Raw genomic sequence first — 25,979 nt, 5'->3', positions numbered from 1 at the left:
AAGGTTATTTTAATCCCGCTATTCTATCATCTTCTAGAATGGCTTCGGTTTCTTTCATTACTTTTTCCAGTGTTGATTTTAAATCATCTTCAAGGCTTATTTCATCATTGGTTAAAAGATTTAAAATGGCCTTGTCTTGGGCTCTTCCACGAAGCATGGCTTCTCTGTAACCTATATTTTCGTTGAAGGTTACTAACGAATATTTTGACGAATACCTATCGGGAAATTCCTTTTCTAAAGCCATTTCTAATTTACGCTTTTTTTGGAAAATAGGGTGGGCGACATGGTCTTTCATTTCATGAAAATTATCAATAGCCAAATCGGCTATGGCATCGGTATTTTTTTTACGATTGCTTTCATAGGTTTTAAAAACCTGCTCCCAAGTTTTTAAATTTTGGGCTAAAACTTTGTCAAATTCAACCACGTCCTCAAAGGAAGCGTTCATGCCTTGACCATAAAAAGGAACGATGGCATGGGCGGCATCACCCATTAAAAGCGTATTGCCTTTATAATGCCATGGCGAGCATTTTATGGTGCCCAAAGGGGAAGTGGGATTTTTGAAAAAGTCATCCAAAAGATTTGGCATGATTACTAGAGCATCGGGAAATTCTTTTTTGAAAAATTCCAAAACACTTTTTTCGGTAGTTAAATTATTGAAATTGTATTCGCCATCTTCATAACTTAGGAATAAGGTGACGGTAAAACTGCCATCTAAATTGGGCAAGGCTATGAGCATAAAATCTTTTCGTGGCCAAATGTGCAAGGCGTTTTTATAAGTTCTATAGCCATTTTTTTCATCAGGTAAAATGCTCAATTCCTTATAACCATGTGTTAAATAATCTTGCGAAAAGCTGAACAAAAACTTTTTGCCCAAATAATAACTTTTGCGCATGGCAGAACCTGCACCATCGGTGGCGATTATGACATCGGCGTCCTCAACAAATTGTTTTTTCGTTTCATAATCTTCAAATAAAGCTGTTGTTTTTTCAAAATCTACCGATTTACATTTTCTGTTGAAGTAAATATTGACGTTTTTGTGCATTTCGGCTTCGGTTAAAAGTAATGCATTTAAATCACCACGTGACACCGAATTAATGAATTCGTACTCCCGTCCGCTGTAATTGGATTGAAAGGTATTCCCATGTACATCATGAATCATGCGCCCATTCATGGGAATACAGAGCGACTTAACCTGTTCTTCCAGTCCAACCAGCTTAATGGCTTTATTGCCACGGTCTGAAAATGCCAAATTTATAGAGCGCCCTGCACTGATGTTTACTTTACGCAAATCTGGACGCTTCTCGTAAACCGAAACATTGTAGCCTCTTTGGCCCAATCGCAATGCTAAAAGACTTCCACAGAGTCCTGCGCCTATGATGAGTATATTTTGTTGTTTGTCTGTCATGTTTGTAATTTTTGCAAAGACAGGAATCATTATCTAATTTAAAATGCTTTTCAGTTTTTCGACCAGCCTATAAACATCTTCAAATGAATTATAGAGAGGTACAGGTGCACATCTTATCACATCAGGTTCTCGCCAATCACTTATTACACCGCTTTGGGTTAATTTTTCATGTAAGGTTTTATCTGCATTTTTTACTTGAATGGATAGCTGGCAACCACGTTCTTCAGGATTGCTCGGTGTAATAATCCTTATAGTGTCTTCGCCCAATTTTTTCAACAAAAACTCAAAATAGCCCGTTAGCTTTTTTGACTTGGCAATGAGCTTTTCCATACCCGCTTCATGGAACATGTCCAGGGATGCTTTTATCGCCACCATCGATAAAATTGGGGGATTGCTTAACTGCCAACCCTCAGCACCCGCCAATTGGTCATATTTACCGCGCATGTTAAAACGTGTTTGCTTGTTGTGGCTCCACCAACCCGCAAAACGGTTAAGGTTTTTGTTGTAGGCATGCCGTTCGTGAACAAAACACCCAGCCAAACTTCCAGGGCCAGAATTTAAATATTTATAGGTACACCAAGCAGCAAAATCGGCTCCGGAATCGTGCAGATTTAAGGCAACATTTCCAGCGCCGTGGGCACAATCAAAACCAACTTTACAACCGTATCGGTGCCCAAGCTGGGTAATACGTTTTAAGTCGAAAAACTGCCCCGTGTAATAATTAACGCCACCAATCATAATCAAGGCAATTTTATCACCATGTTTTTTTAAAATTTCTTCTAAATCTTTATATTTCAAAAGTTCCTCGCCTTTTCTAGGTTTCCAAAGAATTAACCCTTCCTTATCATCAAACCCATGGTGTCTTAACTGCGATTCCACGGCATATTTATCAGACGGAAACGCATCGCTTTCAATCAAAATTTTATAACGGGTATTGGTGGGTTGGTAAAACGACACCATTAAAAAATGAAGGTTCGCCGTAAGGGTATTCATCACCACAACTTCAATAGGTTTTGCACCCACAACTTCTCCCATGCTATCGGTTAAAAACTCGTGATAGGGAAGCCAAGGTGTTTCGCCTTCGGTGTGCCCTTCAACACCTAAATTTGCCCAATCTTCAAGCTCTTGGTTTACGTAGGCTTTTGTGGTTTTCGGCTGAAGCCCCAAAGAATTCCCGGTCATGTAAATCAAATCGTTTCCAGACTTGTCTTTTGGGATATAAAATTGATTTCTATAGGGCGCCAATTCATCCATTTGGTCTTGTTCTTTGGCAAATTCAAGCCCCAATTTATAGTCGAGCAATGTGAAAAGTTTTTCGGTTTCTAACAAAAATAAGCATTCTAAAGTTACAAACGAAGCGGGAAAAGCAACAGAATAAAGATGGTGTTTTTTTGTATATTTAGTAAAACTTCAACATCAAGGCTATGGAAAAAACGAAAGAATACTCAAACGGGGAAGTAACGGTGGTTTGGGAGGCCAAAAAATGCATTCATTCAGGAATTTGCGTCAAAGGGTTGCCTAAGGTATTTAGGCCTCAGATGCGCCCGTGGGTGAGCATAAATGAGGGCACCACGGAGGATATTATTAACCAAGTAACCCAATGTCCATCCGGTGCGTTAAGTTACTATATAAACGGACGTGCCAATGATAAAACAGCCGCCATTGAAGCCAAAGTAGAGCTTTTAAAAAATGGGCCATTGTTGGTGCACGGCATTATTAAGGTTATTGGTTCGGACGGTTCTACCGAGGTAAAGGATAAAACCACAGCCTTTTGCAGGTGCGGTGCTTCAAACAATAAACCTTATTGTGATGGTACACACAGAAAGGTTGAATTTAAAGACTAAATAAGCAAGTATAAATCAATGAAAAAGCGCTTAAACCAATGGTTCAAGCGCTTTGATATATATGGGCGCAAATGCGGAATATTTCTTCTTTGATTTTATATACGCATGTTACTGATTCTTAGATGTTTTTGTTGATAACTTATTCCAAAACCACATGCACGTCGGTAAAACCTAAACTCCAGTTATTCTCTGGATTCTTATGGTCCAGTGCAATTTTAATACCATTAAAATCTTGGTAGTTTTCAAAAGTGTTCGCTAGTGTAGGTTCTTTTTGGTTGCCTCTTCTAAAAATCCATTCTCTAATGAGGTAATCGTCATCAAAATAAATATCGTAGGCATCACCTGGCGTGTAGCCACCTTCGTTGGGGTAACTTAGGGTGATTTTATTCAGTTCAGTTTTACCAATGGGTATAGTTTTTTTTATGGGTTCGGAAATGGATGCGCTTTTATCCCAAACCAATTGAAACGGAATCAACAGCCAAAACTTGTCGTTAACAAAGGCTCTATCGGCATTAATCGATAGGCTATCCACACTTTTTCTATTGTAGCTGATGGTGTCGGTTGCTGTTGTTAGGGTAACATCGTTTGTTTTTGGGCTCCATGTCCAATGTCGTTTTGCATTAAAGTTAAAAGTGATTTTTGAAACATTTTTCCAGTACTCAAAGCCATGGGCATTGGCAATTTTTTCGGCTACAGAAAGCTCTTTTTCTTCTGTTTGTTGTTCCGTTTTTTGCTTGCATCCTATGAAAAGTAGTATAGTAAAACCTATGTAAATGACATTTTTCATCTGTTAATATTTGTTGTTTTTATAAGGTCAGATGCAATGCTCATATTATTAAATCGGTAGGTTTGCAATTTATTAATGGGCATTTCATAACTTAGAATTTTAGTAAAGATAGTTTAACACGATGACAACCAACAACAAATATTTTGAAACCAATAAAGCCACTTGGAACAAAAAAGTAAAAGTGCATGCCCAAAGTGAGATGTACCATTTGGACGCTTTTAAAAAAGGAAAAACATCTTTAAAGCCCTATGAATTGGAAGTTTTGGACGATGTGGCAGGAAAAAGCTTGCTGCATTTACAATGCCATTTTGGGCAAGATACCCTGAGTTGGAGCAGGATGGGAGCGCATTGCACGGGTGTGGATATTAGTGATGAAGGCATAAAATTTGCCAAACAGTTAAATGCAGAATTGGGTTTGAACGCCAATTTTGTGTGCTGCAATGTTTTGGAAACCTCCAAATATGTACAGGGAACTTTTGATGTTGTGTTTACAAGTTACGGCGTAATAGGTTGGTTGCCCGATTTAAAACCTTGGGGACATATGATTGCCGAACGCCTAAAAAAGGGCGGCACATTTTTTATGGCAGAATTTCACCCCATTGTTTGGATGTTTGATTATTTGGATGATCAACCCAAAATGACTTACAGGTATATGCAAAAGGAAGTGATTTACGAAGAATACGAAGGCACTTATGCCAATAAAAATGCTAAAATAACAAGCAAAGAATACGGTTGGAACCATGGCTTGGGTGAAGTGGTTACGGCATTAACAGAAGCTGGACTGCATATAGATTATTTAAAGGAATATGATGAAAGCCCTTACGATGTCTTGCCCAATTTAATTGAAACTGATTCTGGTATGTTTGTAACAAAGGATAAATTATACCCTTTGATTTTTACTTTGAGGGCGACGAAATAAAATTTTGCCTATAGCTATTTTAATGCTCTTCTTTCAACAACTCTTTTGGAAATTTTGCCTTAAATCGGTTTAACCTAGGTATAGATACATTTTGTATATAAGGGTTGTTGGGGTGAAGTTTTTCGTAATCTTGGTGGTAATCTTCGGCTACCCAAAATTTCTGGAACGGGTAAACCTCGGCAGCAATGGTTACATTAAGTTTTTTTGCCAAGTCGGCTTTCTTTTTTAAAATGATTTCTTTTTGTGCCTCGTTTTGGTAAAAAATTATGGAGCGGTATTGTGGTCCTCGGTCATTGCCCTGCCCGTTAACCTGAGTCACATTTTGTGATGCAAAATACACATCAACCAAGGTTTCAAAACTTACTATTTTGGGGTCATAGATTATTTCAACAGCCTCGGCGTGGCCTGTTCTTCCCGTGTTGCTGGCCGCATAGGTTGGGTTTTGGGTATGCCCGCCAGAATATCCAGAAATAGATTCCTTAACCCCTTTTACGCTTTCGTAAATGGCCTCAACACACCAAAAACAGCCACTGGCAAAATAAGCTTTGGCCAAACCATTTTCCATAGGTATTTCAACGGGTTGGGCATTGGTTATGGCCTCTTGTTTTTTCTTGTTTTGTGCCGAATTTTGGCAGCTGAATAATAAGGCTACAAATAAAAGGGTGATAAAATTTTTCATAGGTTTAGGTTTCTTATTCTAAATAGACGAAAAAAATACGTAAACCTTAAATAAAAAGTTACATAATGTAATAATGCCAGTAATAATAAAAGTTGTCACATCGAGCGGAGTCGAGATGCTATTTTGACCTTTCGACTGCGTTCAAGTTGACAAGCAGATACAATTTGAGTAAATATTTAATCACTGGCAAATGCTTTAGAATCAATTAAAAAAGCCTTCAAAATTAATTTTGAAGGCTTTTGGTATGTTTTAAAGAAAAACGGTTAGTTTAATTTAGCGAACAGTTTATCCATTTTTTCTTTTTCCTCTTCAGCTAAAACAGGATCCACTAAAATACGGCCACTGTGTTCGTCCGTAATTACTTTTTTGCGTGAAGCAATTTCAACTTGTATTTGCGGTGGAATGGTAAAGAAAGATCCACCAGAAGCACCTCTTTCAACAGGTACAACAGCCAAACCGTTTTTTACATTGGTTCTAATTCTGGTGTATGCAGCAATTAAACGGTCTTCAATTTGCTCTTTGTACTCTTCAGATTTTTCCAAAAGGGCTTGTTCTTCTTTTTCGGTTTCTGCCAAAATAGCATCCAACTCACCTTTTTTGTGTTTCAAATGAGTTTCGCGCTCTTTTAAACGCTCTTTAGTTTCAGCAATTACTTCTTTTTTCTGCTCTATTTGGGCTTTAAATTCCTTTATGTGCTTTTCAGCCAATTCAATTTCTAAATCCTGAAATTCAATTTCTTTGGTCAAAGAGTTGTATTCCCTGTTATTTCGAACGTTTTTTTGTTGCTCGCTGTACTTTTTAATTAAAGCTTTAGATTCTTCAATTAAATTTTTCTTGCCTGCAATATCATGATCTATAACTTCCAAACCGGCAACCAGTTTTTCCAATCTTATGTTTAATCCAGCAACTTCATCTTCTAAATCGCGAACTTCCAACGGTAGTTCTCCACGAACATTTCTAATTTCATCTATACGGGAATCAATGAGTTGTAAATCGTAAAGCGCTCTTAAACGCTCTTCCACAGTAGCTTCTTTCTTTTTAGCCATACTTTAAAAATACTTAACGGGATTTGTATTTGTCTTTGATAAAATGATTGCAAAATTAGTAATTTTTTTTGTAAGATATGCCACTAAAAGATTTTTTGTGAACTGCTCACTTTCATAATGTCCAATATCGGTTAAAAGAATAGAATTTTCGGCCTGAAAAAAGTCGTGATATTTTAAATCGGCCGTTACAAAAGCATCGGCACCAGCGGCTTTTGCAGCCTGAATGGCGAAGCTACCCGAGCCACCCAAAACGGCCACTTTTTTTATTTTTTTACCAAGCAATACTGAATGCCGAATAAACCCTGTGTTCATTTTATCTTTTAAATAGTTGAGGAAATCGGTTTCGTCCATCGGTTTTTCTAATTCGCCAACCATACCCATACCAATATTTTGGTTTTTGTTTTCAAGGGTTGTGATTTCGTAGGCCACTTCTTCATAAGAATGTGCCTTAAAAAGGGCTTTAATGACCTCAGATTCCAAATGTTTGGCAAACGTTACCGTAATTTTGGTTTCGGCCTCAGTGTGAATAGAACCTTTTTGTCCTTTTGTAGGGTCAGAGGCTTCATTGCCATTAAACGTGCCATAACCTTCAACGTTAAAGCTGCAATCGTCATAATTACCTATACTTCCGGCACCTGTTTCAAATAGGGCTTTCCGCAGATTTTCGGCTTCATTTTTGGGTACGTATGTGGTCAGTTTTTTTATGGTTTCACTTTGTGGTATTAAAATACGTTTGCTGGTAAGTTCAAGTTGATTGCATATCATATCGTTGACGCCCTGCAATGCGTTGTCTAATGCGGTGTGCATGCTGTAAATGGCGATGTCATGCTTAATGGCTTTCATCACAACACGTTCCACATAGTTTTTTCCCGTGAGTTTATTTAAGCCTTTAAAAATTATGGGATGGAAGCTCACAATAAGGTTGCATTGTTTTTGAATGGCTTCATCCACAACAGTTTCAAGCGCATCCAGAGTGACCAAAATACCCGTGACTTCAGCATTTTTATTTCCCACTAAAAGCCCAACATTATCAAAATCTTCGGCATAGGCCAGAGGTGCTAGGTCTTCCAAATGGTTTATGACGTCTTGTACAATCATAATATTTTTACAATTTGATTATTAAACAAATATAAAATATTTACTTTGCCATGTTGAAAATATTGAGATACATATTGTTTCCGGTTGTTCCCATTTACTATTTGGTGACTTGGTTGCGCAATAAATTGTACGATTTAGGTATAAAGAAATCCGTTTCTTTTGACATGCCGTTGATATGCGTCGGGAATTTGAGTGTAGGAGGAACGGGCAAAACCCCCATGATTGAATATTTAGTCAATTTGTTAAAAGACGATCATAAGCTTGCTACCCTAAGTCGCGGGTATAAACGAAAAACAAAAGATTTTCAGTTAGCCAATGAAACTTCTAAGGTTGAAACTTTGGGAGATGAACCTTTTCAGTTTTATAATAAATTTAAGGATGATATTCTGGTAGCTGTGGATGCGGACAGACGAAACGGTATTGAAAATTTACGCGCTCTAGAAAATGCCCCGAATATTGTTTTGCTTGATGACGCCTTTCAACACCGAAAAGTAAAAGCTGGTTTTAATATTTTGTTGACGACCTATAACAAGCCATATTTTAAAGATTTTGTTTTACCAACAGGCGATTTAAGGGAGCCAAGAAGTGGTGTAAAACGGGCGGACGTTATTGTGGTTACAAAATGCCCGAGGATTTTAAGCGAATCTGATAAAAAAACCATTGTGAACCACATAAATCCTGAATCCTACCAACATCTGTTTTTCAGTTCTATAGGATATTCCGAAATAGTCATTTCTGATGATAAAACATTAAAGCTTGAAAAACTCAACCATTTTACCCTTGTAACAGGTATTGCTAATGCTGCCCCATTAGTAAAATTTTTAAGGAGTAAAAACCTGGATTTTGAGCATTTGAACTTTAAAGACCACCATAATTTTACTCACGGTGATATCGAGGAACTCAATAAAAAAGATTTGATTTTAACTACCGAAAAGGATTATATGCGCCTGAAACAATACAATTCCTTAAAAGCAAAACTGTTTTATTTGCCCATTAAGGTTGTTATTGATGAAAATCAAAAATTGAATAAACTAATTCAAGATTTCGTTACGCGCTCGTAGAAGTTCCTTTTTTACCGGCCAAAGCATTGTAGAGTTTCTTCTCAAACTCTTCCTGTTTAAATGGTTTTGGAATAATATCCGTAAAACCAGCTTCTTCAAACTCATGCATTTTGTCTTCAATGGTTACAGCCGTAAGTGCAAAAATGGTCAATTCCTTGTCAAAAGAACGTACAATTTTTGTGGCTTCAATACCGCTTATGCCGGGCATATGAATGTCCATTAGGACAATGTTGTAATTATTGGCTTTTATTTTTTCAACCGCGGCTTCACCATTGTCTACAATATCGCATTTAAGCTCCATTTTGGTCAAAATTTTCTTGGTAATCATTTGGTTGATTTTATTATCTTCAACCACCAAAATCTTAACGGTGCTTAAATCTATATCTTCTATATTACCCTCAAAATAAGTAACTTTATTTTCTTCTCCTTCTTTAATTGTTGATTTTTCAAGAGGTATTTCAAAATAGAAAGTGGTGCCTTTTTCCAATTCGCTCTTAACGTAAATCTTACCTTTTAAAATATCTATTAAACCTTTAACGATTGACAGACCAAGCCCTGTACCTCCATATTTACGGTTAATTTGAATTGAGCCTTGGGAGAAACTCTCAAACATATTGTCTTGTTTTTCTTGGCTTATACCAATACCATTATCCTCTACTTCAAAACGCAAGGTATAGGTTTTGCCAGCTTCTTCAATTTTGTATACGCGAATCCATATATCCCCGTCTTTGGTGAATTTGATGGAGTTACCGATTAAATTGATTAGGATTTGGGATATTTTAAGTTGATCGGCAATGAAGTTTTCAGGTAAGTCTTTATCGTACTCAAAATGCATTTTAACACCATTGTCTTGGGCTGAGTTGTTCAGCGCCAAAATAATGTTGTTTATTTTCTTTTTGAGGTTGAAAGGCTCTGGCTCTACTTCAACTTTATTGGCTTCAATTTTATTGATTTGAAGGATGTCGTTTATAAAGGTAAGCAGATAATCTCCTGAAAATTTTAATGATTTTAGATGCTGAACCTGCTCTGGTTTTGGGTTTTCGTCCAAAAGCATGTTACTTAAACCTGTTACGGCGTACAATGGTGTGCGTAATTCGTGCGTTACCGTGGATAAGAAATTTGCTTTGGTTTTTGATGCTAACTCAGCTTTTTCTTTTGCAACAATAAGCTCTGCATTCTTTTTGTGGAGCATGTTGTTGGTTTTTAACCTAATGTTGTTGTTTTTATACAATGACAAGGTTAAAAGCGATAAAATGGTAATTAAGGCAACACTGAGAATAGATGTGAGTGTCTGTAAATTATTGGTGTCTTCCGCTTTTTCCAGTTTTTCTAATGCCTGCTTGTTTTTTTCAATCTCTTCACTTAAAAGGTATTGTGCCTCTTGGTTTCTTGGCGAGTTAATTCTTGTCATGCTTCTTATAGAATCTGAAAGTTTTACATAAGCCTGCAAATAATCTCTGGAGGCCTTATGGTTATCCTTGTTCTTGTAGAGATTACTCAATACAAAATAGCCTTCATTTAAAATACTAGTGAACTCGTTGGTTTTAGCAATTTGTACACTCTCATGAGCTATTTCCAAGGCTCTATCGTTGTTACCAATTTTCTCATAAATCTTTGCCTGATTGATAAGAGCATCACTCAATGTTTTTTTGAAATCGTAGTTTTTGGCAATAGCCAAAGATTGTTCGATAACGTCTCGCGCTTTTTTATAATTTTTCAAAGCTTCATAAACTTTGCCTTCTTGTAGCAAGGTTTCCGCTAAATATTCATTCAAACCTTCTTCTTCAAACTTTGATTTAGCAGCTGTATATGAGTCAAGAGCCGAATAATAATCTTTTTTGGCTGAATAAACATCGCCGAAAGTTTTATAAGAGGTACCTAGATTTTTATTGTCATTGATGTTTCGCTGAACTTCAATAGCACTGGTTAAAGAATTAATAGCTTGGTCTTCTTCCTCAATGATGAGTTGTAGACGTCCCTTTAGTCCATAAATCAAGCCAATACTTTTTTTAAGATCAGCTTGTTGGGCTAATTCCAGAGCTTCGTCGAGGTTCTTTTTTGCCTTGAAATAATTAAAATTATCAAGCTCTGCCTGGGCCTCAGCTATGCGGTAGTTTATATTATTTTGTGTTAACTCAGGGTCATTATCGATGGTTTTTTGCGATAATGCACTAAGGCTGAACAGCAAAACAAGTATATATATGTAGTTCTTAATTTGGGACATAATTCAAACTATTGCGGACAAATATAATTATTTTATCGATAAAACGCACTTTTTTTCCGATAAATTACATATTAAGTCAATAATTCGGCTAGAATAGCCAGTTTCATTGTCGTACCAACCTATAATTTTTACCATTTTTCCGATAACTGAGGTCATCTGTGCATCGAAAATACAAGAATGGGTATTTCCAACAATATCAATAGAAACAATTGGGTCTTCAGTGTACTCTAAAATATTTTTATAGTGATGTGCTGAAGCTTCTTTAAATGTTTGGTTAACTTCTTCTATTGAAACCGTTCTTTTTACGTTAAAGGTAATATCTGTTAGAGACCCATTGATTACAGGAACTCTTATACCACAGCCTCCAATTACACCTGAAAGTTGAGGAAATATTTTGGTAAGCGCTTTGGCAGCACCAGTTGTAGTTGGTACAATGGATTGCCCAGCGGCTCTAGAACGCCTTAAATCTCGATGGGGTTGGTCATGAAGACTTTGGTCGGTGGTATAAGAGTGCACCGTTGTTATATAAGCTTGGTCAATGCCACAAAGTTTATTTATGATGTCAATCATAGGTGCCGCGTTGTTTGTTGTACACGATGCATTTGAAATGATGGTTTCAGTTCCATCTAAAACAGTGTCGTTGACCCCTAAAACAATGGTTTTGATATTATCATCGAGTGGAGGAACACTTAAAATCACCTGTTTTGCCCCATTGTTTATATGGTGTTGTAAATCGGAAGTTGTTTTAAATTTTCCCGTGGATTCAATTACAAAATCTACATTAAAAGGTTTCCAGTTGATGTCTTTTGGGTGCTTTTCATTAGATAAGGCAATTTTTTCTTCATTAACAATGAGTTGATTTGAATTATAAGTTACTTCACCTTTAAAAATCCCGTGAACACTATCGTATTTCAATAAATGGCTTAGGGTTTTGGCATCCGCCAAATCATTTATGGCAACAACTTTTATGTTCTCATAACTTTGAAGAAGCCTAAAAACACGCCTGCCAATCCTTCCAAAGCCGCTGATAGCAACCCTAATCATAATTAATGAATGTGTTTTTGTGCATGGTAGGAAGACCTAACCAACGCACTACTCTCTACGTGACGGAAGCCCAATTCCAAAGCAATTTCTTCGTATTCCTTAAATTGGTCGGGGTTAATAAATTCCTTAACCGGCAGGTGTTTTTTACTAGGTTGAAGGTATTGCCCAATGGTTACCACGTCAACATCATTAGCTTTTAAATCATGAAGTGTATCAATTACTTCTTCTCTCGTTTCACCCAGACCAAGCATAATTCCCGATTTTGTTCTCCGTTGACCTTGGCTTTTCAAGTATTTTAAAACAGCCATACTTCGGTCGTACTGAGCTTGTATTCGTACTTCTCTGGTCAATCGGCGTACAGTTTCAATATTGTGTGATACCACTTCTGGAGCAACACCAATAATTCTATCAATATGTTTCTCAATGCCCTGAAAGTCTGGAATTAATGTTTCAAGCGTGGTTTCAGGATTCATACGTCTAACGGCCTTTACCGTTTCCGCCCACATAATGCTACCCATATCTTTTAAATCATCACGGTCAACACTGGTCAACACTGCGTGTTTAATATTCATAATTTTAATGGAGCGTGCCACTTTTTCTGGTTCATCCCAATCAACCGATTCTGGCCTTCCTGTTTTTACACCGCAAAAACCACATGAACGTGTACAAATATTACCTAAAATCATGAAGGTGGCGGTTCCCTCTCCCCAACATTCACCCATATTTGGGCAGCTTCCCGAAGTGCAAATGGTATTCAGTTTGTATTTATCAACCAATCCACGTAGTTCAGTGTACTTTTTCCCCGTGGGAAGTTTTACACGAAGCCATTTTGGCTTTGGTTGACGTTCCGGTAATATATTTGAAGCTGTTTCCGTATTCATATCTAGAAAATATAGGGAACAAAGATACGAAGTATTCTTTTAAATGAACCCTATATGGTGGTTAGATACCAGATGCTAAATCCAATCAAGAAAACGATTCCGAGTGTACTTAAAACGTGAATATATTTTGAAGGTCTCCACGCTTTTGGCGTGTGCTTGCTCGATATTAATTTGTAATTGATAATCGCATAAAAAGGAGCCGTAATAAAAGATAATATGGTTGCTATTTGAATTAAAAGGCCCATTTCTGAAGCCAAAAATAGAAAGATGCAAATAGTGCCAATGGAAAGCAAGGTTATCCAAAAAGCATAATTGAATTTTGAAGCTTTTTTGAACAATAATTGGGTGGTTTTTTCCATAGCTCTTGGCGAAGCATCCAAAGTAGTTAGTGTTGTGCTGAACATGGTTGTAAATGCTGCAATACCAATAATAACATAAGCCCAATCTCCAAGATTTGTGGTGTAAATGCCAATTAACTGTCCAGAAAAGACTGTTGCCGAATTACTGAAGGTTTCTCCACTATTGAACATGACCAAAGTACCCAAAAGAACAAACCCGATACCTAAGATAATTGTGCCCAAATAACCGACATTAAAATCAAACAATGCCGATTTGGTATTGTATTCTTTTGTTTCCTTGTTTTTTTCTATGGACCATAACGATTGCCATACTGCTATGTCCAAAGGTGCCGGCATCCAACCCATAAAGGCTATTAAAAATGAAATTTCCAATGCATTATTTGGAAGTACTTGATTTAGTGACACGGCATTTTCGTTGTTGAACAATGCAATGCTAACAGCGGCCAATGTGCTAATTGTTAATGTTAGTATTATGATTTTCATTAGCCTGTCCAACAATTTATATTTTCCGATGATAAGCAGCATCAAACAGATGAAAATGATAACAATTGTCCAAGCTTCTATGCCTAAAAAATCACCGAAAAGGGAAGAGGCCAACCCGGCAGTTACTATGGTTACGCCAGCCTGAATGGTAAAGATGGTAGCCAAACTGAGTAAAAAATATGCCATTAAAATGCCTTTGCCAAGTTTTTTATAGCCATCTAGCAAACTTTCGCCAGTAGCTGTGGCATATCTAGGGCCGAATTGAAAAAAAGGGTATTTAAATAAATTGACCAATAATAAAGCCCAAATAAGGCCCATGCCAAAATCTGCACCAGCCCTAGTAGATTGCACCAAGTGAGATACCCCAATGGCTGCACCGGCGAATAACAATCCTGGCCCTAAGTTCTTGAGTTTAGCTATCATTTACTTTTCTCTAATAATTTCGGCCAGTAGTTTTTTCGCGCGTAGTAATTTCACTTTTACATTGTTTATGGGTTCATCCAGCTCCTTTGAAATTTCCTTATAGCTCAATTCTTGAAAATAGCGCAGGTTTATAATTTCCTGATAATGTGGCTTTAGCTTTTTAATATCTCGAAGCAATTTTGCTAAGTGTTGGTCGGTAATCAACTTATCTTCTGGGGAAGGCGATTCGTCCAAAACCTGAAAAACTTCACGGTCATCTTGGGATAGCACCTGAGAAATGGAGTTTTTTTCTTTCCGAAGTAAGTCTATGTGGATGTTTTTTGAAATGGCAATCAACCATGTTTTAAAGGTGTATTGCTCATCAAAAGTTTCAATTTTGTCAAATGCTTTAGAGAAGGTTTGAATGGTAATGTCTTCAGCATCGTTTTCATTTTGGGTACGTTTCAATTGAAAACCATAAACATCATCCCAATATAAATCCAATAAATAATTAAACGCTTTTTGGTCGTTCTTTTTGGCACGTTTAATGGCATCAATTATTTCCAATGATTGGGCTTTGAGATAAGATTATTTATAAAGATAGTTAATTGCGCCATAATTAGAAAAATTTCAAGGAACGGCAAAAGCAGCAATAAATCACTTTCATTAAGCTTTCTTGATAAGCTACCTAAAATGATGTATTGAATGGTGAGTCTGGCCAAAAATAACCCCAAAACGATGGGCCATTTATATAGTGTTACAAAAAGAATGAGGGTAAATAGCCAAAATAAAAGAGTGGAGCTATATAAAATTGCCAGCAAGACTTTGTGTTCTAACTTGTAATGTTTTGCTGTTGAAACATGACGACGTTTTTGTTTAAACCACTCTTTAAAAGTGACTTTTGGTGTTGATATAGTAAAACTTCCATTAGGAATGCATATGGCTGTATTTTTGTTATTAGCTACCTGGTTGACAAATAAATCATCATCTCCAGAGCGCACTTTTATATGGTTTATAAACCCATTGGCTTTAAAAAACTCAGATTTTGAATAAGCCAAATTCCTCCCAACTCCCATGTAAGGAGTGCCGGCCAAAGCAAACGAAAAATAATTTCCAGCAGTGATTAAGGTTTCAAAACGAACCAGTTTATTTAGTAAAGACTTTTTAATTTTAGCATAAGCGCCATACCCCAAAACAACCGATTTTTCAGAATCAAAATGAGCGCACATCTCTTTTATCCAGTATTTTGAAACTGGCTTGCAATCGGCATCGGTAAACAAAAGATAGTCATTTTTAGCGGCTTTTATCCCAAGCGTTAAAGCGTACTTTTTATTTCCCCAAAAGGCTTCAATGCTTTTTACATCAACTACTTTAATGTTGCTGTGTGCTTTTGCGAAGTCTTGCATAACTTCCAGAGTATTATCTTTTGAAGAGTCATTGATTAGAACAACTTCAAAATTGAGATAATCTTGCTCGATAATTGAAGGAAGGAAGCGCCTTAAATTTTCAGCTTCATTTTTGGCACAAATAATAACTGAAACCGCAATATTTTTTGAAACTGCTTTTTGAGGCTTAAAAAAAGCAAATTTTCCAAAGACAAATACGTAAAAAATGAATTGGATAACAACTACAACGATAAATGCGAAGTAGATAAAACCAAGAAGCCCCATATATTAGTTAAGAATGTTGAGGTTCTTTGCAATCACTAAATTGGTCTGGTGTTCTGCCACAAAAGCCACAAGTTTCACCTTCTTGGTTCAACATGGGGTTTTGACTGGCACATGTACCGGCAAATTTTCCATCTTTTTTTGACCAAATTTTAATGGCTATGCCTGCAAAACCTATTCCTAAAAGTACTATGGTTATTAAAAGAAGTTTCATAAGGGTGTAAATCTTTTTGCAAAGATAATGTTTTTGATTCTAAATTTTATGCGGAAGGAAATAAATGGGTCAAGTGACCAATTTATTTTTAGGTGTCTAATTCTTAAATAATTACTTTAGTAAAATTCTAATCAATTAATAAACTATTTAGTCATGAAAAAATTATTTGCAGAGTTTTTTGGAACATTTTGGCTCGTTTTTGGTGGTTGTGGTAGCGCTATTTTTGCAGCTGGCTACCCAGATTTAGGTATTGGCTTTGTTGGAGTGTCTTTAGCCTTTGGATTAACGGTTTTAACTATGGCCTACGCTGTTGGGCATATTTCGGGTGCGCATTTTAACCCGGCGGTGTCTTTGGGTTTATGGGCTGGCGGAAAGTTTGAAGCCAAAAATTTGCTGGGCTATATAATTGCTCAGCTTGTTGGTGCCATTGCGGCCGCTGGTGCTCTTTACCTTATTGTAACGGGTAAATCTGATTTTGTTAATATTGGCGGGTTTGCTGCCAATGGCTATGGAGAATTGTCTCCAGGGGGTTATAGCATGACATCGGTTTTAATCGCGGAGTTTTTATTGACGATGTTTTTCTTGTTGATTATTTTGGGAAGTACTTATGTTAAAGCACCTCAAGGTTTTGCAGGAATAGCTATTGGTTTGGCTCTAACGTTAATCCATTTAATAAGTATTCCCATTTCAAATACATCGGTTAACCCTGCCAGATCAACCAGCCAAGCCTTATTTGCAGGTGGAGAGTTTACTTCACAATTATGGTTGTTTTGGGTCGCGCCTATTGCTGGTGCCATTGTTGGTGGATTTATTCATAAAACCTTTTTCAGTAAGGAATAAAACTTTGCTTTAGTCCATTAAAAAAGCCTCATTTTAAAATTAAAATGAGGCTTTTTATATTATAGCTATTAATCTATTGTAAATTAATTTCTGCTACCGAATTCTCGGTTGATGCCACACTATTGCCACCTTTAGGCTCTATGGTAATGTTAAGTGCAAGCGCGTCTTCCATGTAAGGAATATTTTTAAGTTTTCTGTCTGCTTTGTCCAAAATACCCAAACTCACCATTTTTCCTTGCAATTCTGCCCATATTTGGTAGCATTGTTCTTCCGGTAATTCGGGTAAAGAAACTACATCAATCATCGATGTTTTTTCCTTAGGATTAATGTATGCCACAGTTTTTAAATCTTTGGCACGTTCATTTCCATTTATGATATATTTTTCAGTTTCAGGATTGTTAAGCCTTAAAAGCTGACGCATTACATTGTCAAGCATTGCGTTGTTTTTTGCAATGTCGCTTCGTAAATCAAAAATTTCATCTACAACTACTTGATTCTCTTTAGATAGTTTTTGATTTTGATTATAGAAAATATACGAAGTACCAGCAAAAAGCAGTGCTGCAACACTTGCCGCGATACTGAATTTATACCATTTTTTGTAAGACCTTTTTACATTAAGTGCTACGACAGGAGCGTCGTCAAGCTCATCTAAAATATTATTTAAGATGTCTTGTGGGGCTTCAACAGCATTAACTTTGGCAACCACTTCTAGGTTGTGTTGCAATGTGTTGTAGGCATTCTGTACTTCTGGGTATTTTGATATGAAAGACTCAACTTTTTCTGTTTCCACAGAAGTAGTTTCACCTATTAGATATTTTTCTAGTAGGCCAGAATTTAAAAAAGTAGTTATTTTCGCATTCATGACGTTTTTTATTCAGGATCGTAGATTCTTTTTAATTCCCGCAATCCTATTTTTAATCTCGATTTTATAGTTCCCAACGGAATATCCAGTTCTTCACTGGCTTCTTGCTGGGTCATGCCCTCAAAAAAGAGCGCATTTATTACTATTTGGTACTTCTCATCCAAACTATTCAGATGCTTTTTTATGTCTAAAACATCTTGATTTAATTCGTCTGAGTTTAACTTATATACGTTGGAAGTTTCAATTTGGACTTCGTTGCCACTTTTGTTCTTTTGCGACCTAACCTTATCTATGGCCGTGTTGTATGCAATCCGATATAGCCAAGTGAACAATTTGGCCTTGCTAGAATCGTATTTTTTTGAATAACGCCAAATTTTTACAAAACTCTCTTGAAGAACATCTTGGGCCGTGTCATCATCTGTAATGATCTTTTTAATGACCCCAAAAAGAGCATCGGCATAGTATTCATACAATAATTTAATGGCTTTTTTATCGCCATTTTGTAATAATGAAACTATTTCTTTTTCTATTGCTGATACCAATGTGGCTAGTTTTGTTTAAATGGACAAAGGTTGTTCATAATATCAAAGTTAGAAATTTCTTTTGAGATTATAGGATATTTACTTCGGCTTCAATGGCTATGCCAAAAAGCCGTTCCACCGTTTTTTGTATTAGTTTAGAAAGTTTTAAAATATCTGAACCATTGGCGCCGCCATAATTGACAAGTACCAAGGCTTGTTTTTTGTGTACACCGTAATTACCGAAGCGTTTTCCTTTAAAGCCTGCTTTTTCAATCAGCCAACCCGCAGGCACTTTAACTTCGTTATCTGAAACCGTGTATGAAGGTATGTCTGAAAAGTTTTTTGAGAGGCTATCGAAATGTGATTTTGAGATAACAGGGTTTTTAAAAAAACTACCGCTGTTTCCTATTTCTTTTGGGTTTGGAAGTTTGCTTTCACGAATGGTGATAACCGCTTGTGATATATCTTTTATTGTTGGGTTTTCAATACCCTGATTTTCTAATTCAGCCGAAATAGTCCCATAATTTACATGACTTTTATGGCTGTGTTTGGTCAATTTGAAATCAACACTCGTGATGATATATTTACCTTTGGCCTTTTGCTTAAAAATAGAGTTTCTGTAGTCAAAATTACAATCCGATTTTGTGAAGGCTTCTATGGTTTTTGACTCGAGAGATATGGCTTCGCAAGATTCAAAAACGTCTTTAAGTTCCACGCCATAGGCACCAATATTTTGAATGGGAGCCGTACCCACATTGCCTGGAATTAAGGATAGATTTTCAACGCCTCCAAAATCATTATTGATGCACCAAAGCACAAACTCATGCCAATTTTCACCGGCTTGAGCCCGAATCGTTACAAGGTCATCATCTTCAGAAACTATTTCTATCCCCTTTAAATTGATATGAATAACCAGACCATCAAAATCTTTGGTCAATAGCATATTGCTGCCGCCACCCAAAATCAATTTGTTCGGATAATTTTGCAGAGATATAACCTCCTTAAGGGCTTCAATGGAATCTACTGAAACAAAATGTTTCGCAATAACATCAATGCCAAAGGTGTTGTAAGGTTTTAAGGATGTATTCTGCTTAATTTGCACTAGTCTTTATAAACTTTTAGGGCTTCTTTTAAAATATGTACGGCTTTAATCAAACTTTCTTTGTTTAAAACATAGGCAATCCGTATTTGGTTCAAGCCAACTCCTGGCGTTGAATAAAATCCTCCTGCTGGCGCAACCATAACTGTTTCACCATTAACATCAAAATGCTCCAAAAGCCATTGGGCGAAATCATCCGAATTTTTAATTGGTAATTCTGCAATGCAATAAAAAGCACCCTTTGGTGTTGCTACTTTTATGCCATCAATTTTTTGTAACTCGGCAATTAAGGTATCTCTTCTTTCAACATATTCCTTTATTACGTCATCAAAATAGCTTTGAGGTGTATCTAATGCCGCTTCACTTGCAATTTGTGCATATGTTGGTGGACTCAATCTTGCTTGGGCAAATTTAAGTACCGTTTGCATAACCGTTTTGTTTTTTGACACCAAACAGCCAACGCGTGCACCACACATGCTATAACGTTTGGAAACAGAGTCTATTATAACGGCGTGTTGGTCTATGCCTTCTACCTGTAAAATGGAGTAATGTGAGTTACCATCATAAACAAATTCTCTGTAAACCTCATCGGCCACTAAAAATAAATCATGCTTTATAGCCAATGCGGCTAACTGTTCAATTTCTTCCTTTGAATATAGATAACCCGTTGGATTTCCAGGGTTGCAAATTAAAATGGCTTTGGTTTTTGGCGTAATTAATTTTTCAAAAGTTTCAATAGGGGGTAATGCAAAATTGTCGTCAATATCACAAATAGCAGGAACAACATTAACGCCAGTAGCTGTTGAAAAAGCAATGTAATTGGCGTAAAATGGCTCGGAAATAATTACCTCGTCCTCAGGATCCATAATGCTGCTAAACAAAAAAAGCAATGCTTCACTTGCTCCAGTGGTAACAATTATATCGGTTCGCGAAACCTCAATATGATGCCTTTTATAATACTTAGCCAGTTTTTCACGATATTCATCAGAACCTTCCGATCTGGAATATGAAAGGATGTCTATATCATTCTCTTTAACAGCTTTTAAGGCTACTTCGGGGGTTTTTATGTCTGGTTGTCCAATATTCAAATAATAGATGCTTTTCCCGTTTTCAATAGCTTGTTCGGCATACGGAACAAGTTTTCGAATAGGTGAAGCGGGCATGTCATGTCCTTTTTTAGAAATCGTTGGCATTAAATCTGTTTTAGGCTGCAAAAATGAGAAAATTATCTTAAAGTTTTTTTAAAAAACGGGCTTAAATTGTAAAGCCGCAATAAAGATTCGTAAATTGAATTAGCCATTATTACTTGCTTCAATGAAGTTTCGCATTATCTGCATATTGTTGTTTTTTTGTTTTAACCTGTTTGGGTTTTCCCAAGGTAAATTTGTTATTCAGAATAAGCGTAAATCTGATAAAATAAAGTTCAAACTTATAAATAATTTAATAGTAATCCCTGTTGAGGTTAACGGTGTTAAGCTCTCATTTTTGTTGGATACTGGAGTTAGCAAGCCCATTATTTTTAATTTTTTAAACGTTTCGGACACTTTGGAAATCAAAAAAACCGAAACCATATTTTTACGTGGTTTGGGTGAGGGACAAATGGTAGAAGCCTCAAAATCTGAAAATAATATTTTTAAAATAGGTGATGCCATAAAGTTAAATCAGGATCTCTACGCTGTTTATGGTGAGAAATTAAATTTGGCGCCAAGATTGGGAATCCCCATTCATGGGATACTTGGGTTTGATTTGTTTCGAGATTTGGTGGTTGAAATCAATTACTCCTCTGGATATTTAAGGTTGACCGAACCTCAACATTTTACTTATAAAAAATGCAAAAACTGCGAACGATTTAATCTGGAATTCTACAACGGTAAGCCCTACATCAATTTGGATGTTGCCTTAGAAGAAGAGAATATTCCAGTTAAACTTTTGGTAGATACTGGCGGTAGCGATGCCTTGTGGCTTTTTAAAAACGATTCTTTAGGTCTTGGGTTAGGTGATAAGCGTTTTTACCATGATTTTCTGGGTCATGGGCTTAATGGTAGCGTTTATGGAAAAAGAGCTAAAGTTAATGAGATAACCTTGAAAAGTTTCGTCTTAAAGAATGCCAATGTTGCTTTTCCAGATTCATCAGCGGTTTTATTTGCGCAAAAAATTAGGAACAGGAATGGCAGTTTGTCTGGAAACATCTTAAAGCGGTTTAACATTATTTTCGACTACCAAAAGGCACGGATGGTTTTAAAAAAGAACAAATTTTTTAATGAAAAATTCACATATAACAAAAGTGGAATAGAATTGGCCCATGATGGCATGAGGTTAGTTAGGGCAGCCGACGATAAGATTTCAAAGCAAAGAAATCAAGGCTTCAACAGAACGAATATTAATATAGAAACACAGTATAAGCTTTTGCTTAAACCTGCCTACACCATTGTTGAACTTAGGGAAGGCTCGCCTGCCCATGCGTCAGGTTTGAAAATAGGGGACGTGCTAATGACCATAAATGGAAAACATGCTTTTTATTATTCTTTACAGGAAATAATGAACATGTTTCATGGCGATACTGGAAAAAAGATAAAGCTGAAAGTTGAACGGGATGGAAGGCCTTTGTATTGCACCTTTGCCCTTGAAGAGCTATTATAAAAAAAGAGCTTGAAAATTTTTTCAAGCTCTTTTAAATTATACTGTTTACTTTTATTGCTGCTGAACAATACTTTTGTCCTTTTTATCCAGTAAGCTTACTTTGCTCGGGTCAATAACTTCACCTTTAATTTTTAGTGCCACAGTTGGTGTTTCGGCATTAGAGATTACGGTTATCGTTTTTCTAATTGGGTTTACTCTATTGGTGTCATATTTCACTTCAATTTGTCCTGTTTTTCCCGGTAAAATAGGGTCTTCAGGTTTTTTAGGAATGGTACATCCACAGCTTGAAGTTACTTTAGATATAATTAGAGGCTCATTGCCTGTATTTGTAAACTCAAAAGTTCTAACACCATTAGATCCTTTTTCAATGGTTCCGTAATCAATGGTTTCAGATTTAAATTCAATTTTAGCCTGTGCATTAACGGCAAAACTGATTAATCCGATAAATAAAATTGTAATTAATTGTTTCATAATTTTAAGTTTTATTGTTCAATTTTGGGTATCCTTATTAATTGCAAGAAGTGTTAAAAACTGCCTTGTCTTCTGTTTTTGATTAAGTCAAACATAGTCACTTTTTCCACAACCTGCAAAAATAATGGATGAAATACATGTTAATTTATTCATTAGTTCCTATTAAAAGTAACTTAAATTTCCATTCAATTTAAAATTTTAGGATATAAAAACAGCCATAAAATTGCTTCACCTAAAAGCTTATATAGTTTTTATAGAATAAGAAATATAAGTACTTTTGCACATCATTATTCAAAAACTATTCCAAAGCATGCAAATTCCATCAAAATATGATGCAAGTCAGGTAGAAAACAAGTGGTATAACTACTGGATGAAACATAATTACTTTCATTCAGAGCCAGATGAAAGAGAGCCTTACACCATTGTCATTCCACCGCCTAATGTAACAGGGGTACTTCATATGGGGCATATGCTGAACAATACCATTCAGGATGTTTTGATACGCCGCGCACGTTTATTGGGCAAAAATGCATGTTGGGTGCCTGGTACAGACCATGCATCTATTGCTACTGAGGCCAAAGTCGTGGCAAAATTGAAGGAGCAGGGTATTGATAAAAATGATTTGTCGCGCGAAGAATTTTTAAAGCATGCTTGGGAATGGACGCATGAATATGGTGGTGTAATTTTAGAACAGCTTAAAAAACTGGGCTGCTCTTGTGATTGGGATAGAACCAAATTCACTATGGATGATGATATGAGTGAAGCCGTAATTCAGGTTTTTGTGGATTTATATAACAAAGGCTTGATTTATCGTGGTTACCGTATGGTAAACTGGGATCCAGAGGCTAAAACAACATTGTCTGACGAAGAGGTTATTTACGAAGAAAAACAAGGGCAATTATACTACCTAAACTATATAATTGAAGGTAGCGAAGATACATTGACCATTGCCACCACACGTCCTGAAACCATTTTTGGGGATACCGCCATTTGCATTAATCCAAATGATGAGCGTTTTACACATTTACGCGGAAAAAAAGCCATTGTGCCCATTTGCAATCGTGTGGTGCCCATTATAGAAGATGAGTATGTAGATGTTGAATTTGGTACAGGTTGTTTGAAGGTAACTCCGGCACATGACGAAAACGACAAAATGCTGGGCGATAAACACAATCTTGAAGTTGTTGATATTTTTAACGAAGATGCCTCTTTAAATAGCTACGGATTGCATTACGAAGGTAAGGATAGATTTGTGGTTAGAAAAGAAATTGTTAAGGAGTTAGAAGAAAAGGGCTTTTTGTTAAAGACCGAAAACTACATTAATAAAGTTGGAACTTCCGAAAGAACCAAAGCTGTTATCGAACCTCGATTAAGTGACCAATGGTTTTTAAAAATGGAAGAACTGGTAAAACCTGCCATAAAAGCAGTTTTGGGCGAAAACCCAGATATTAAGTTAGTGCCTAAAAAGTTTGAAAACACTTATCGCCATTGGATGGAGAATATCCGTGATTGGAATATTTCCCGTCAACTCATGTGGGGACAGCAAATTCCGGCGTACTATTATGGTGATGGCAAAGAGGATTTTGTTGTAGCCGAAAACATTGAGAAAGCGGTTGAATTAGCAAATAAGAAACTTAATGTCACGCTGAGCGCAGTCGAAGCGCCATTAACAGTAAACGATTTACGTCAGGACAAAGATGCCCTCGATACTTGGTTTTCGTCTTGGTTGTGGCCTATGTCGGTTTTTGATGGTATAAGAAATCCAGAAAACGACGATATAAACTATTACTACCCAACCAACGATTTAGTAACGGGGCCAGATATTCTGTTCTTTTGGGTGGCACGTATGATTATTGCCGGTTACGAATACAAAGGCGAAAAACCGTTTAACAATGTGTATTTAACGGGCTTGGTTCGCGATAAACAACGTCGAAAAATGAGCAAAAGTTTGGGTAACTCACCCGATGCCCTAAAGCTTATTGAAGAATACAGTGCCGATGGCGTGCGCGTTGGTTTGTTGTTGAGCAGCGCTGCGGGTAACGATTTATTGTTTGACGAAGCCCTGTGCCAACAAGGTAAAGGTTTTGGAAATAAAATTTGGAATGCCTTTAGATTGATTGAAGGTTGGGAAATTGATGAAATTATCCCGCAACCAGAAACGTCCAAAATAGGGCTGGAATGGTACGAAGCCAAATTTCAAAAAGCTTTAATTGAGATTGAAGACCATTTTAGAAAATACCGTTTAAGTGATGCTTTAATGACCATCTATAAATTAATCATGGACGATTTTTCGTCGTGGTTGTTGGAAATCATAAAGCCAGCCTACCAAAAACCCATTGATGCCAAAACACACCAAGCGGTTATTGAAGCTTTGGAAAATAATTTAAAGATTTTGCATCCATTCATGCCATTTTTAACCGAGGAAATTTGGCAATATATTACCGAAAGAACACCTGCAGAAGCTTTGATTATTGCAAAATGGCCAGAACCAAAAGCAGTTAACCAAGCGTTGATTTCTGAATTTGAATTTGCTACAGAAGTTATTTCTGGTATTAGAAATATTAGAAAGCAAAAGAACATGGCGTTTAAGGATGCTATAGGTTTTTCGGTAATAAATAACGAAAACACCAAACCTACTTTTGATGGTGTAATAGCCAAATTGGGTAATTTGGAAGGCATTGATTATGTTACCGATGCTATTGAAGGCGCGTTGACCTTTAGGGTAAAAGCCAACGAATATTTTATACCTATGGCCGACGCCATTGATGTAGAGGCAGAAATTAAAAAACTGACCGACGAGCTTAACTATACCGAAGGCTTTTTAAAATCGGTGCAAAAGAAACTCTCAAACGAGCGTTTTGTGGCAGGTGCCCCAGAGCAAGTAGTTGCCAGTGAAAAGAAAAAAGAAGCCGATGCTTTAGCAAAAATTGAGACGCTCAGGGCTAGTTTGGCTAGTTTGGAGTCTTAGTTTTCGAAGCTAATGATTTTTGGTTTAGCATGTTGTGAGCAATGGATTATAGCCAGTGTTGTGTATAGTGTTTTTAATTTATCCAACTTTCGCTAACGACCTTATCAATTTCACCATCCTTAAAAAAGAATAAATAAATTCTTCCGCTTGCTCCTTGCTTACCTACTCTTTTAGTAGTTACCTGAATTAATAGTGATTCCTTGTCCATTTTGGATAATATCACATTCGGTTTACGACTTTTTGTATTTACGCAATTAAGTTCCAAAGATTTCCCTGACATATAGGCTTTATTTTCCATCATTTTCCATAATTTATTCTCCTCTTCAGAAGAACTATTAAAGACCGAATCAACAGTTATGTTCAGTTTATAAGCCACATATTCTGGTGCCAATGATATCTATGACATTTGCAAATTAAAATCATATAATTTTTGATTTTTGACCATTGCGAACATCCTATGGACTA

The 25,979-nt window shown here is 36.5% G+C and carries 25 protein-coding genes; 6 read left to right on the top strand and 19 right to left on the bottom strand.

All coding sequences use genetic code 11. The features are described 5' to 3' along the window. Positions 1-4: 4 nt before the first annotated feature. Both WJN01_RS14560 and kynU read right to left on the bottom strand, forming a co-directional pair. On the bottom strand, positions 5-1,405 hold the full coding sequence (locus WJN01_RS14560; protein ID WP_445197892.1) for an FAD-dependent oxidoreductase: 1,401 nt from the start codon (positions 1,403-1,405) through the stop codon (positions 5-7). 33 nt (positions 1,406-1,438) lie between these two features. Then, a complete protein-coding gene (gene kynU, locus WJN01_RS14555; RefSeq protein WP_445197974.1) occupies positions 1,439-2,707 on the bottom strand; it encodes a kynureninase in 1,269 nt (422 codons plus the stop codon). Between the two features lie 122 nt (positions 2,708-2,829). On the opposite strand from kynU, the gene WJN01_RS14550 reads away from it, so the two are divergent. Next, positions 2,830-3,249 (top strand): (4Fe-4S)-binding protein, encoded by a 420-nt coding sequence (locus tag WJN01_RS14550; protein WP_445197891.1) that lies wholly within the window; start codon positions 2,830-2,832, stop codon positions 3,247-3,249. A 139-nt stretch (positions 3,250-3,388) separates the two neighbouring features. Here the strand turns inward: WJN01_RS14550 and WJN01_RS14545 are convergent, their stop codons facing one another. Then, positions 3,389-4,036: a hypothetical protein gene (locus WJN01_RS14545; protein WP_445197890.1), complete on the bottom strand. Its 648-nt coding sequence runs from the start codon at positions 4,034-4,036 to the stop codon at positions 3,389-3,391. A 121-nt stretch (positions 4,037-4,157) separates the two neighbouring features. On the opposite strand from WJN01_RS14545, the gene WJN01_RS14540 reads away from it, so the two are divergent. Continuing rightward, positions 4,158-4,955 carry a class I SAM-dependent methyltransferase gene (locus tag WJN01_RS14540; protein WP_445197889.1) on the top strand — a complete coding sequence of 266 codons (798 nt, stop codon included), beginning with the start codon at positions 4,158-4,160 and terminating at the stop codon, positions 4,953-4,955. Positions 4,956-4,974: 19 nt separating this feature from the next. On the opposite strand, the gene msrA is transcribed toward WJN01_RS14540, so the two are convergent. The 3 genes from msrA to WJN01_RS14525 form a co-directional block, all read right to left on the bottom strand. Beyond that, positions 4,975-5,634 carry a peptide-methionine (S)-S-oxide reductase MsrA gene (gene msrA / locus WJN01_RS14535; RefSeq protein WP_445197888.1) on the bottom strand — a complete coding sequence of 220 codons (660 nt, stop codon included), beginning with the start codon at positions 5,632-5,634 and terminating at the stop codon, positions 4,975-4,977. A gap of 263 nt (positions 5,635-5,897) precedes the next feature. Next, positions 5,898-6,680 carry a zinc ribbon domain-containing protein gene (locus WJN01_RS14530; RefSeq protein ID WP_445197887.1) on the bottom strand — a complete coding sequence of 261 codons (783 nt, stop codon included), beginning with the start codon at positions 6,678-6,680 and terminating at the stop codon, positions 5,898-5,900. A gap of 3 nt (positions 6,681-6,683) precedes the next feature. Continuing rightward, positions 6,684-7,778, bottom strand: coding sequence for a Nif3-like dinuclear metal center hexameric protein (locus WJN01_RS14525; RefSeq protein WP_445197886.1), 1,095 nt, complete (start codon positions 7,776-7,778; stop codon positions 6,684-6,686). A 50-nt stretch (positions 7,779-7,828) separates the two neighbouring features. Here WJN01_RS14525 and lpxK point away from each other — a divergent pair, with 50 nt between their 5' ends. Then, the gene (gene lpxK, locus WJN01_RS14520) at positions 7,829-8,839 is read left to right on the top strand and encodes a tetraacyldisaccharide 4'-kinase (RefSeq protein ID WP_445197885.1); all 1,011 of its coding nucleotides are present in this window, start codon (positions 7,829-7,831) and stop codon (positions 8,837-8,839) included. On the opposite strand, the gene WJN01_RS14515 is transcribed toward lpxK, so the two are convergent. From WJN01_RS14515 to WJN01_RS14485, 7 genes are read right to left on the bottom strand one after another with little or no spacing between them, the layout of a single operon-like run. After that, positions 8,826-11,063 carry an ATP-binding protein gene (locus WJN01_RS14515; protein WP_445197884.1) on the bottom strand — a complete coding sequence of 746 codons (2,238 nt, stop codon included), beginning with the start codon at positions 11,061-11,063 and terminating at the stop codon, positions 8,826-8,828. The genes lpxK and WJN01_RS14515 overlap by 14 nt on opposite strands. Before the next feature lie 27 nt (positions 11,064-11,090). Next, positions 11,091-12,107: a type I glyceraldehyde-3-phosphate dehydrogenase gene (gap, locus tag WJN01_RS14510; RefSeq protein WP_445197883.1), complete on the bottom strand. Its 1,017-nt coding sequence runs from the start codon at positions 12,105-12,107 to the stop codon at positions 11,091-11,093. A gap of 2 nt (positions 12,108-12,109) precedes the next feature. Continuing rightward, the gene (gene lipA, locus WJN01_RS14505; protein ID WP_445197882.1) at positions 12,110-12,988 is read right to left on the bottom strand and encodes a lipoyl synthase; all 879 of its coding nucleotides are present in this window, start codon (positions 12,986-12,988) and stop codon (positions 12,110-12,112) included. Between the two features lie 50 nt (positions 12,989-13,038). Next, on the bottom strand, positions 13,039-14,253 hold the full coding sequence (locus tag WJN01_RS14500; RefSeq protein ID WP_445197881.1) for an NRAMP family divalent metal transporter: 1,215 nt from the start codon (positions 14,251-14,253) through the stop codon (positions 13,039-13,041). Continuing rightward, on the bottom strand, positions 14,254-14,799 hold the full coding sequence (locus WJN01_RS14495) for an RNA polymerase sigma factor (protein WP_445197880.1): 546 nt from the start codon (positions 14,797-14,799) through the stop codon (positions 14,254-14,256). Next, positions 14,790-15,902, bottom strand: a complete 1,113-nt coding sequence (locus WJN01_RS14490; RefSeq protein WP_445197879.1) for a glycosyltransferase — start codon at positions 15,900-15,902, stop codon at positions 14,790-14,792. The genes WJN01_RS14495 and WJN01_RS14490 overlap by 10 nt, the downstream gene beginning before the upstream one ends. A 7-nt stretch (positions 15,903-15,909) precedes the next feature. Next, a complete protein-coding gene (locus tag WJN01_RS14485; protein ID WP_445197878.1) occupies positions 15,910-16,113 on the bottom strand; it encodes a membrane or secreted protein in 204 nt (67 codons plus the stop codon). 153 nt (positions 16,114-16,266) lie between these two features. Between WJN01_RS14485 and aqpZ the strand changes: the two genes are divergently transcribed. After that, complete coding sequence (gene aqpZ, locus WJN01_RS14480; RefSeq protein WP_445197877.1) at positions 16,267-16,953, top strand: aquaporin Z; 687 nt, start codon at positions 16,267-16,269, stop codon at positions 16,951-16,953. 73 nt (positions 16,954-17,026) lie between these two features. Here aqpZ and WJN01_RS14475 read toward each other — a convergent pair whose 3' ends face one another. From WJN01_RS14475 to WJN01_RS14460, 4 genes are all read right to left on the bottom strand, one after another. Beyond that, entirely contained in the window at positions 17,027-17,815 is a 789-nt protein-coding gene (locus tag WJN01_RS14475) for an anti-sigma factor domain-containing protein (protein WP_445197876.1), read from the bottom strand. Positions 17,816-17,823: 8 nt separating this feature from the next. After that, positions 17,824-18,357, bottom strand: a complete 534-nt coding sequence (locus WJN01_RS14470) for an RNA polymerase sigma factor (RefSeq protein WP_445197875.1) — start codon at positions 18,355-18,357, stop codon at positions 17,824-17,826. Positions 18,358-18,424: 67 nt separating this feature from the next. Continuing rightward, positions 18,425-19,438 carry a UDP-N-acetylmuramate dehydrogenase gene (gene murB / locus WJN01_RS14465; protein ID WP_445197874.1) on the bottom strand — a complete coding sequence of 338 codons (1,014 nt, stop codon included), beginning with the start codon at positions 19,436-19,438 and terminating at the stop codon, positions 18,425-18,427. Next, positions 19,438-20,628, bottom strand: a complete 1,191-nt coding sequence (locus WJN01_RS14460) for a pyridoxal phosphate-dependent aminotransferase (RefSeq protein ID WP_445197873.1) — start codon at positions 20,626-20,628, stop codon at positions 19,438-19,440. Before WJN01_RS14460 ends, murB begins: the two co-directional genes overlap by 1 nt. A gap of 121 nt (positions 20,629-20,749) precedes the next feature. Between WJN01_RS14460 and WJN01_RS14455 the strand changes: the two genes are divergently transcribed. Then, on the top strand, positions 20,750-22,075 hold the full coding sequence (locus WJN01_RS14455; protein WP_445197872.1) for an aspartyl protease family protein: 1,326 nt from the start codon (positions 20,750-20,752) through the stop codon (positions 22,073-22,075). Positions 22,076-22,126: 51 nt separating this feature from the next. Here WJN01_RS14455 and WJN01_RS14450 read toward each other — a convergent pair whose 3' ends face one another. Then, positions 22,127-22,546, bottom strand: a complete 420-nt coding sequence (locus WJN01_RS14450; RefSeq protein WP_370476903.1) for a DUF1573 domain-containing protein — start codon at positions 22,544-22,546, stop codon at positions 22,127-22,129. Between the two features lie 310 nt (positions 22,547-22,856). Here WJN01_RS14450 and WJN01_RS14445 point away from each other — a divergent pair, with 310 nt between their 5' ends. Further along, complete coding sequence (locus WJN01_RS14445) at positions 22,857-25,514, top strand: valine--tRNA ligase (protein WP_445197871.1); 2,658 nt, start codon at positions 22,857-22,859, stop codon at positions 25,512-25,514. A 73-nt stretch (positions 25,515-25,587) separates the two neighbouring features. Here the strand turns inward: WJN01_RS14445 and WJN01_RS14440 are convergent, their stop codons facing one another. Then, on the bottom strand, positions 25,588-25,905 hold the full coding sequence (locus WJN01_RS14440) for a hypothetical protein (protein WP_445197870.1): 318 nt from the start codon (positions 25,903-25,905) through the stop codon (positions 25,588-25,590). Between the last annotated feature and the right edge of the window lie 74 nt (positions 25,906-25,979).

Source organism: Tamlana sedimenti (assembly GCF_038148895.1).
Classification (GTDB): Bacteria; Bacteroidota; Bacteroidia; order Flavobacteriales; family Flavobacteriaceae; genus Tamlana.
The sequence above is the reverse complement of the archived record's forward strand: the minus strand, read 5'-3'. Positions and strand labels throughout refer to the sequence as shown.

What these genes read in the sequence shown, in the direction of transcription:
- WJN01_RS14560 (WP_445197892.1), bottom strand. Translation starts at nt 1,405, where the DNA reads ATGACAGACAAACAACAAAATATACTCATCATAGGCGCAGGACTCTGT.
- WJN01_RS14550 (WP_445197891.1), top strand. Translation starts at nt 2,830, where the DNA reads ATGGAAAAAACGAAAGAATACTCAAACGGGGAAGTAACGGTGGTTTGG.
- WJN01_RS14545 (WP_445197890.1), bottom strand. Translation starts at nt 4,036, where the DNA reads ATGAAAAATGTCATTTACATAGGTTTTACTATACTACTTTTCATAGGA.
- WJN01_RS14540 (WP_445197889.1), top strand. Translation starts at nt 4,158, where the DNA reads ATGACAACCAACAACAAATATTTTGAAACCAATAAAGCCACTTGGAAC.
- msrA (WP_445197888.1), bottom strand. Translation starts at nt 5,634, where the DNA reads ATGAAAAATTTTATCACCCTTTTATTTGTAGCCTTATTATTCAGCTGC.
- WJN01_RS14530 (WP_445197887.1), bottom strand. Translation starts at nt 6,680, where the DNA reads ATGGCTAAAAAGAAAGAAGCTACTGTGGAAGAGCGTTTAAGAGCGCTT.
- WJN01_RS14525 (WP_445197886.1), bottom strand. Translation starts at nt 7,778, where the DNA reads ATGATTGTACAAGACGTCATAAACCATTTGGAAGACCTAGCACCTCTG.
- lpxK (WP_445197885.1), top strand. Translation starts at nt 7,829, where the DNA reads ATGTTGAAAATATTGAGATACATATTGTTTCCGGTTGTTCCCATTTAC.
- WJN01_RS14515 (WP_445197884.1), bottom strand. Translation starts at nt 11,063, where the DNA reads ATGTCCCAAATTAAGAACTACATATATATACTTGTTTTGCTGTTCAGC.
- gap (WP_445197883.1), bottom strand. Translation starts at nt 12,107, where the DNA reads ATGATTAGGGTTGCTATCAGCGGCTTTGGAAGGATTGGCAGGCGTGTT.
- lipA (WP_445197882.1), bottom strand. Translation starts at nt 12,988, where the DNA reads ATGAATACGGAAACAGCTTCAAATATATTACCGGAACGTCAACCAAAG.
- WJN01_RS14500 (WP_445197881.1), bottom strand. Translation starts at nt 14,253, where the DNA reads ATGATAGCTAAACTCAAGAACTTAGGGCCAGGATTGTTATTCGCCGGT.
- WJN01_RS14490 (WP_445197879.1), bottom strand. Translation starts at nt 15,902, where the DNA reads ATGGGGCTTCTTGGTTTTATCTACTTCGCATTTATCGTTGTAGTTGTT.
- WJN01_RS14485 (WP_445197878.1), bottom strand. Translation starts at nt 16,113, where the DNA reads ATGAAACTTCTTTTAATAACCATAGTACTTTTAGGAATAGGTTTTGCA.
- aqpZ (WP_445197877.1), top strand. Translation starts at nt 16,267, where the DNA reads ATGAAAAAATTATTTGCAGAGTTTTTTGGAACATTTTGGCTCGTTTTT.
- WJN01_RS14475 (WP_445197876.1), bottom strand. Translation starts at nt 17,815, where the DNA reads ATGAATGCGAAAATAACTACTTTTTTAAATTCTGGCCTACTAGAAAAA.
- WJN01_RS14460 (WP_445197873.1), bottom strand. Translation starts at nt 20,628, where the DNA reads ATGCCAACGATTTCTAAAAAAGGACATGACATGCCCGCTTCACCTATT.
- WJN01_RS14455 (WP_445197872.1), top strand. Translation starts at nt 20,750, where the DNA reads ATGAAGTTTCGCATTATCTGCATATTGTTGTTTTTTTGTTTTAACCTG.
- WJN01_RS14450 (WP_370476903.1), bottom strand. Translation starts at nt 22,546, where the DNA reads ATGAAACAATTAATTACAATTTTATTTATCGGATTAATCAGTTTTGCC.
- WJN01_RS14445 (WP_445197871.1), top strand. Translation starts at nt 22,857, where the DNA reads ATGCAAATTCCATCAAAATATGATGCAAGTCAGGTAGAAAACAAGTGG.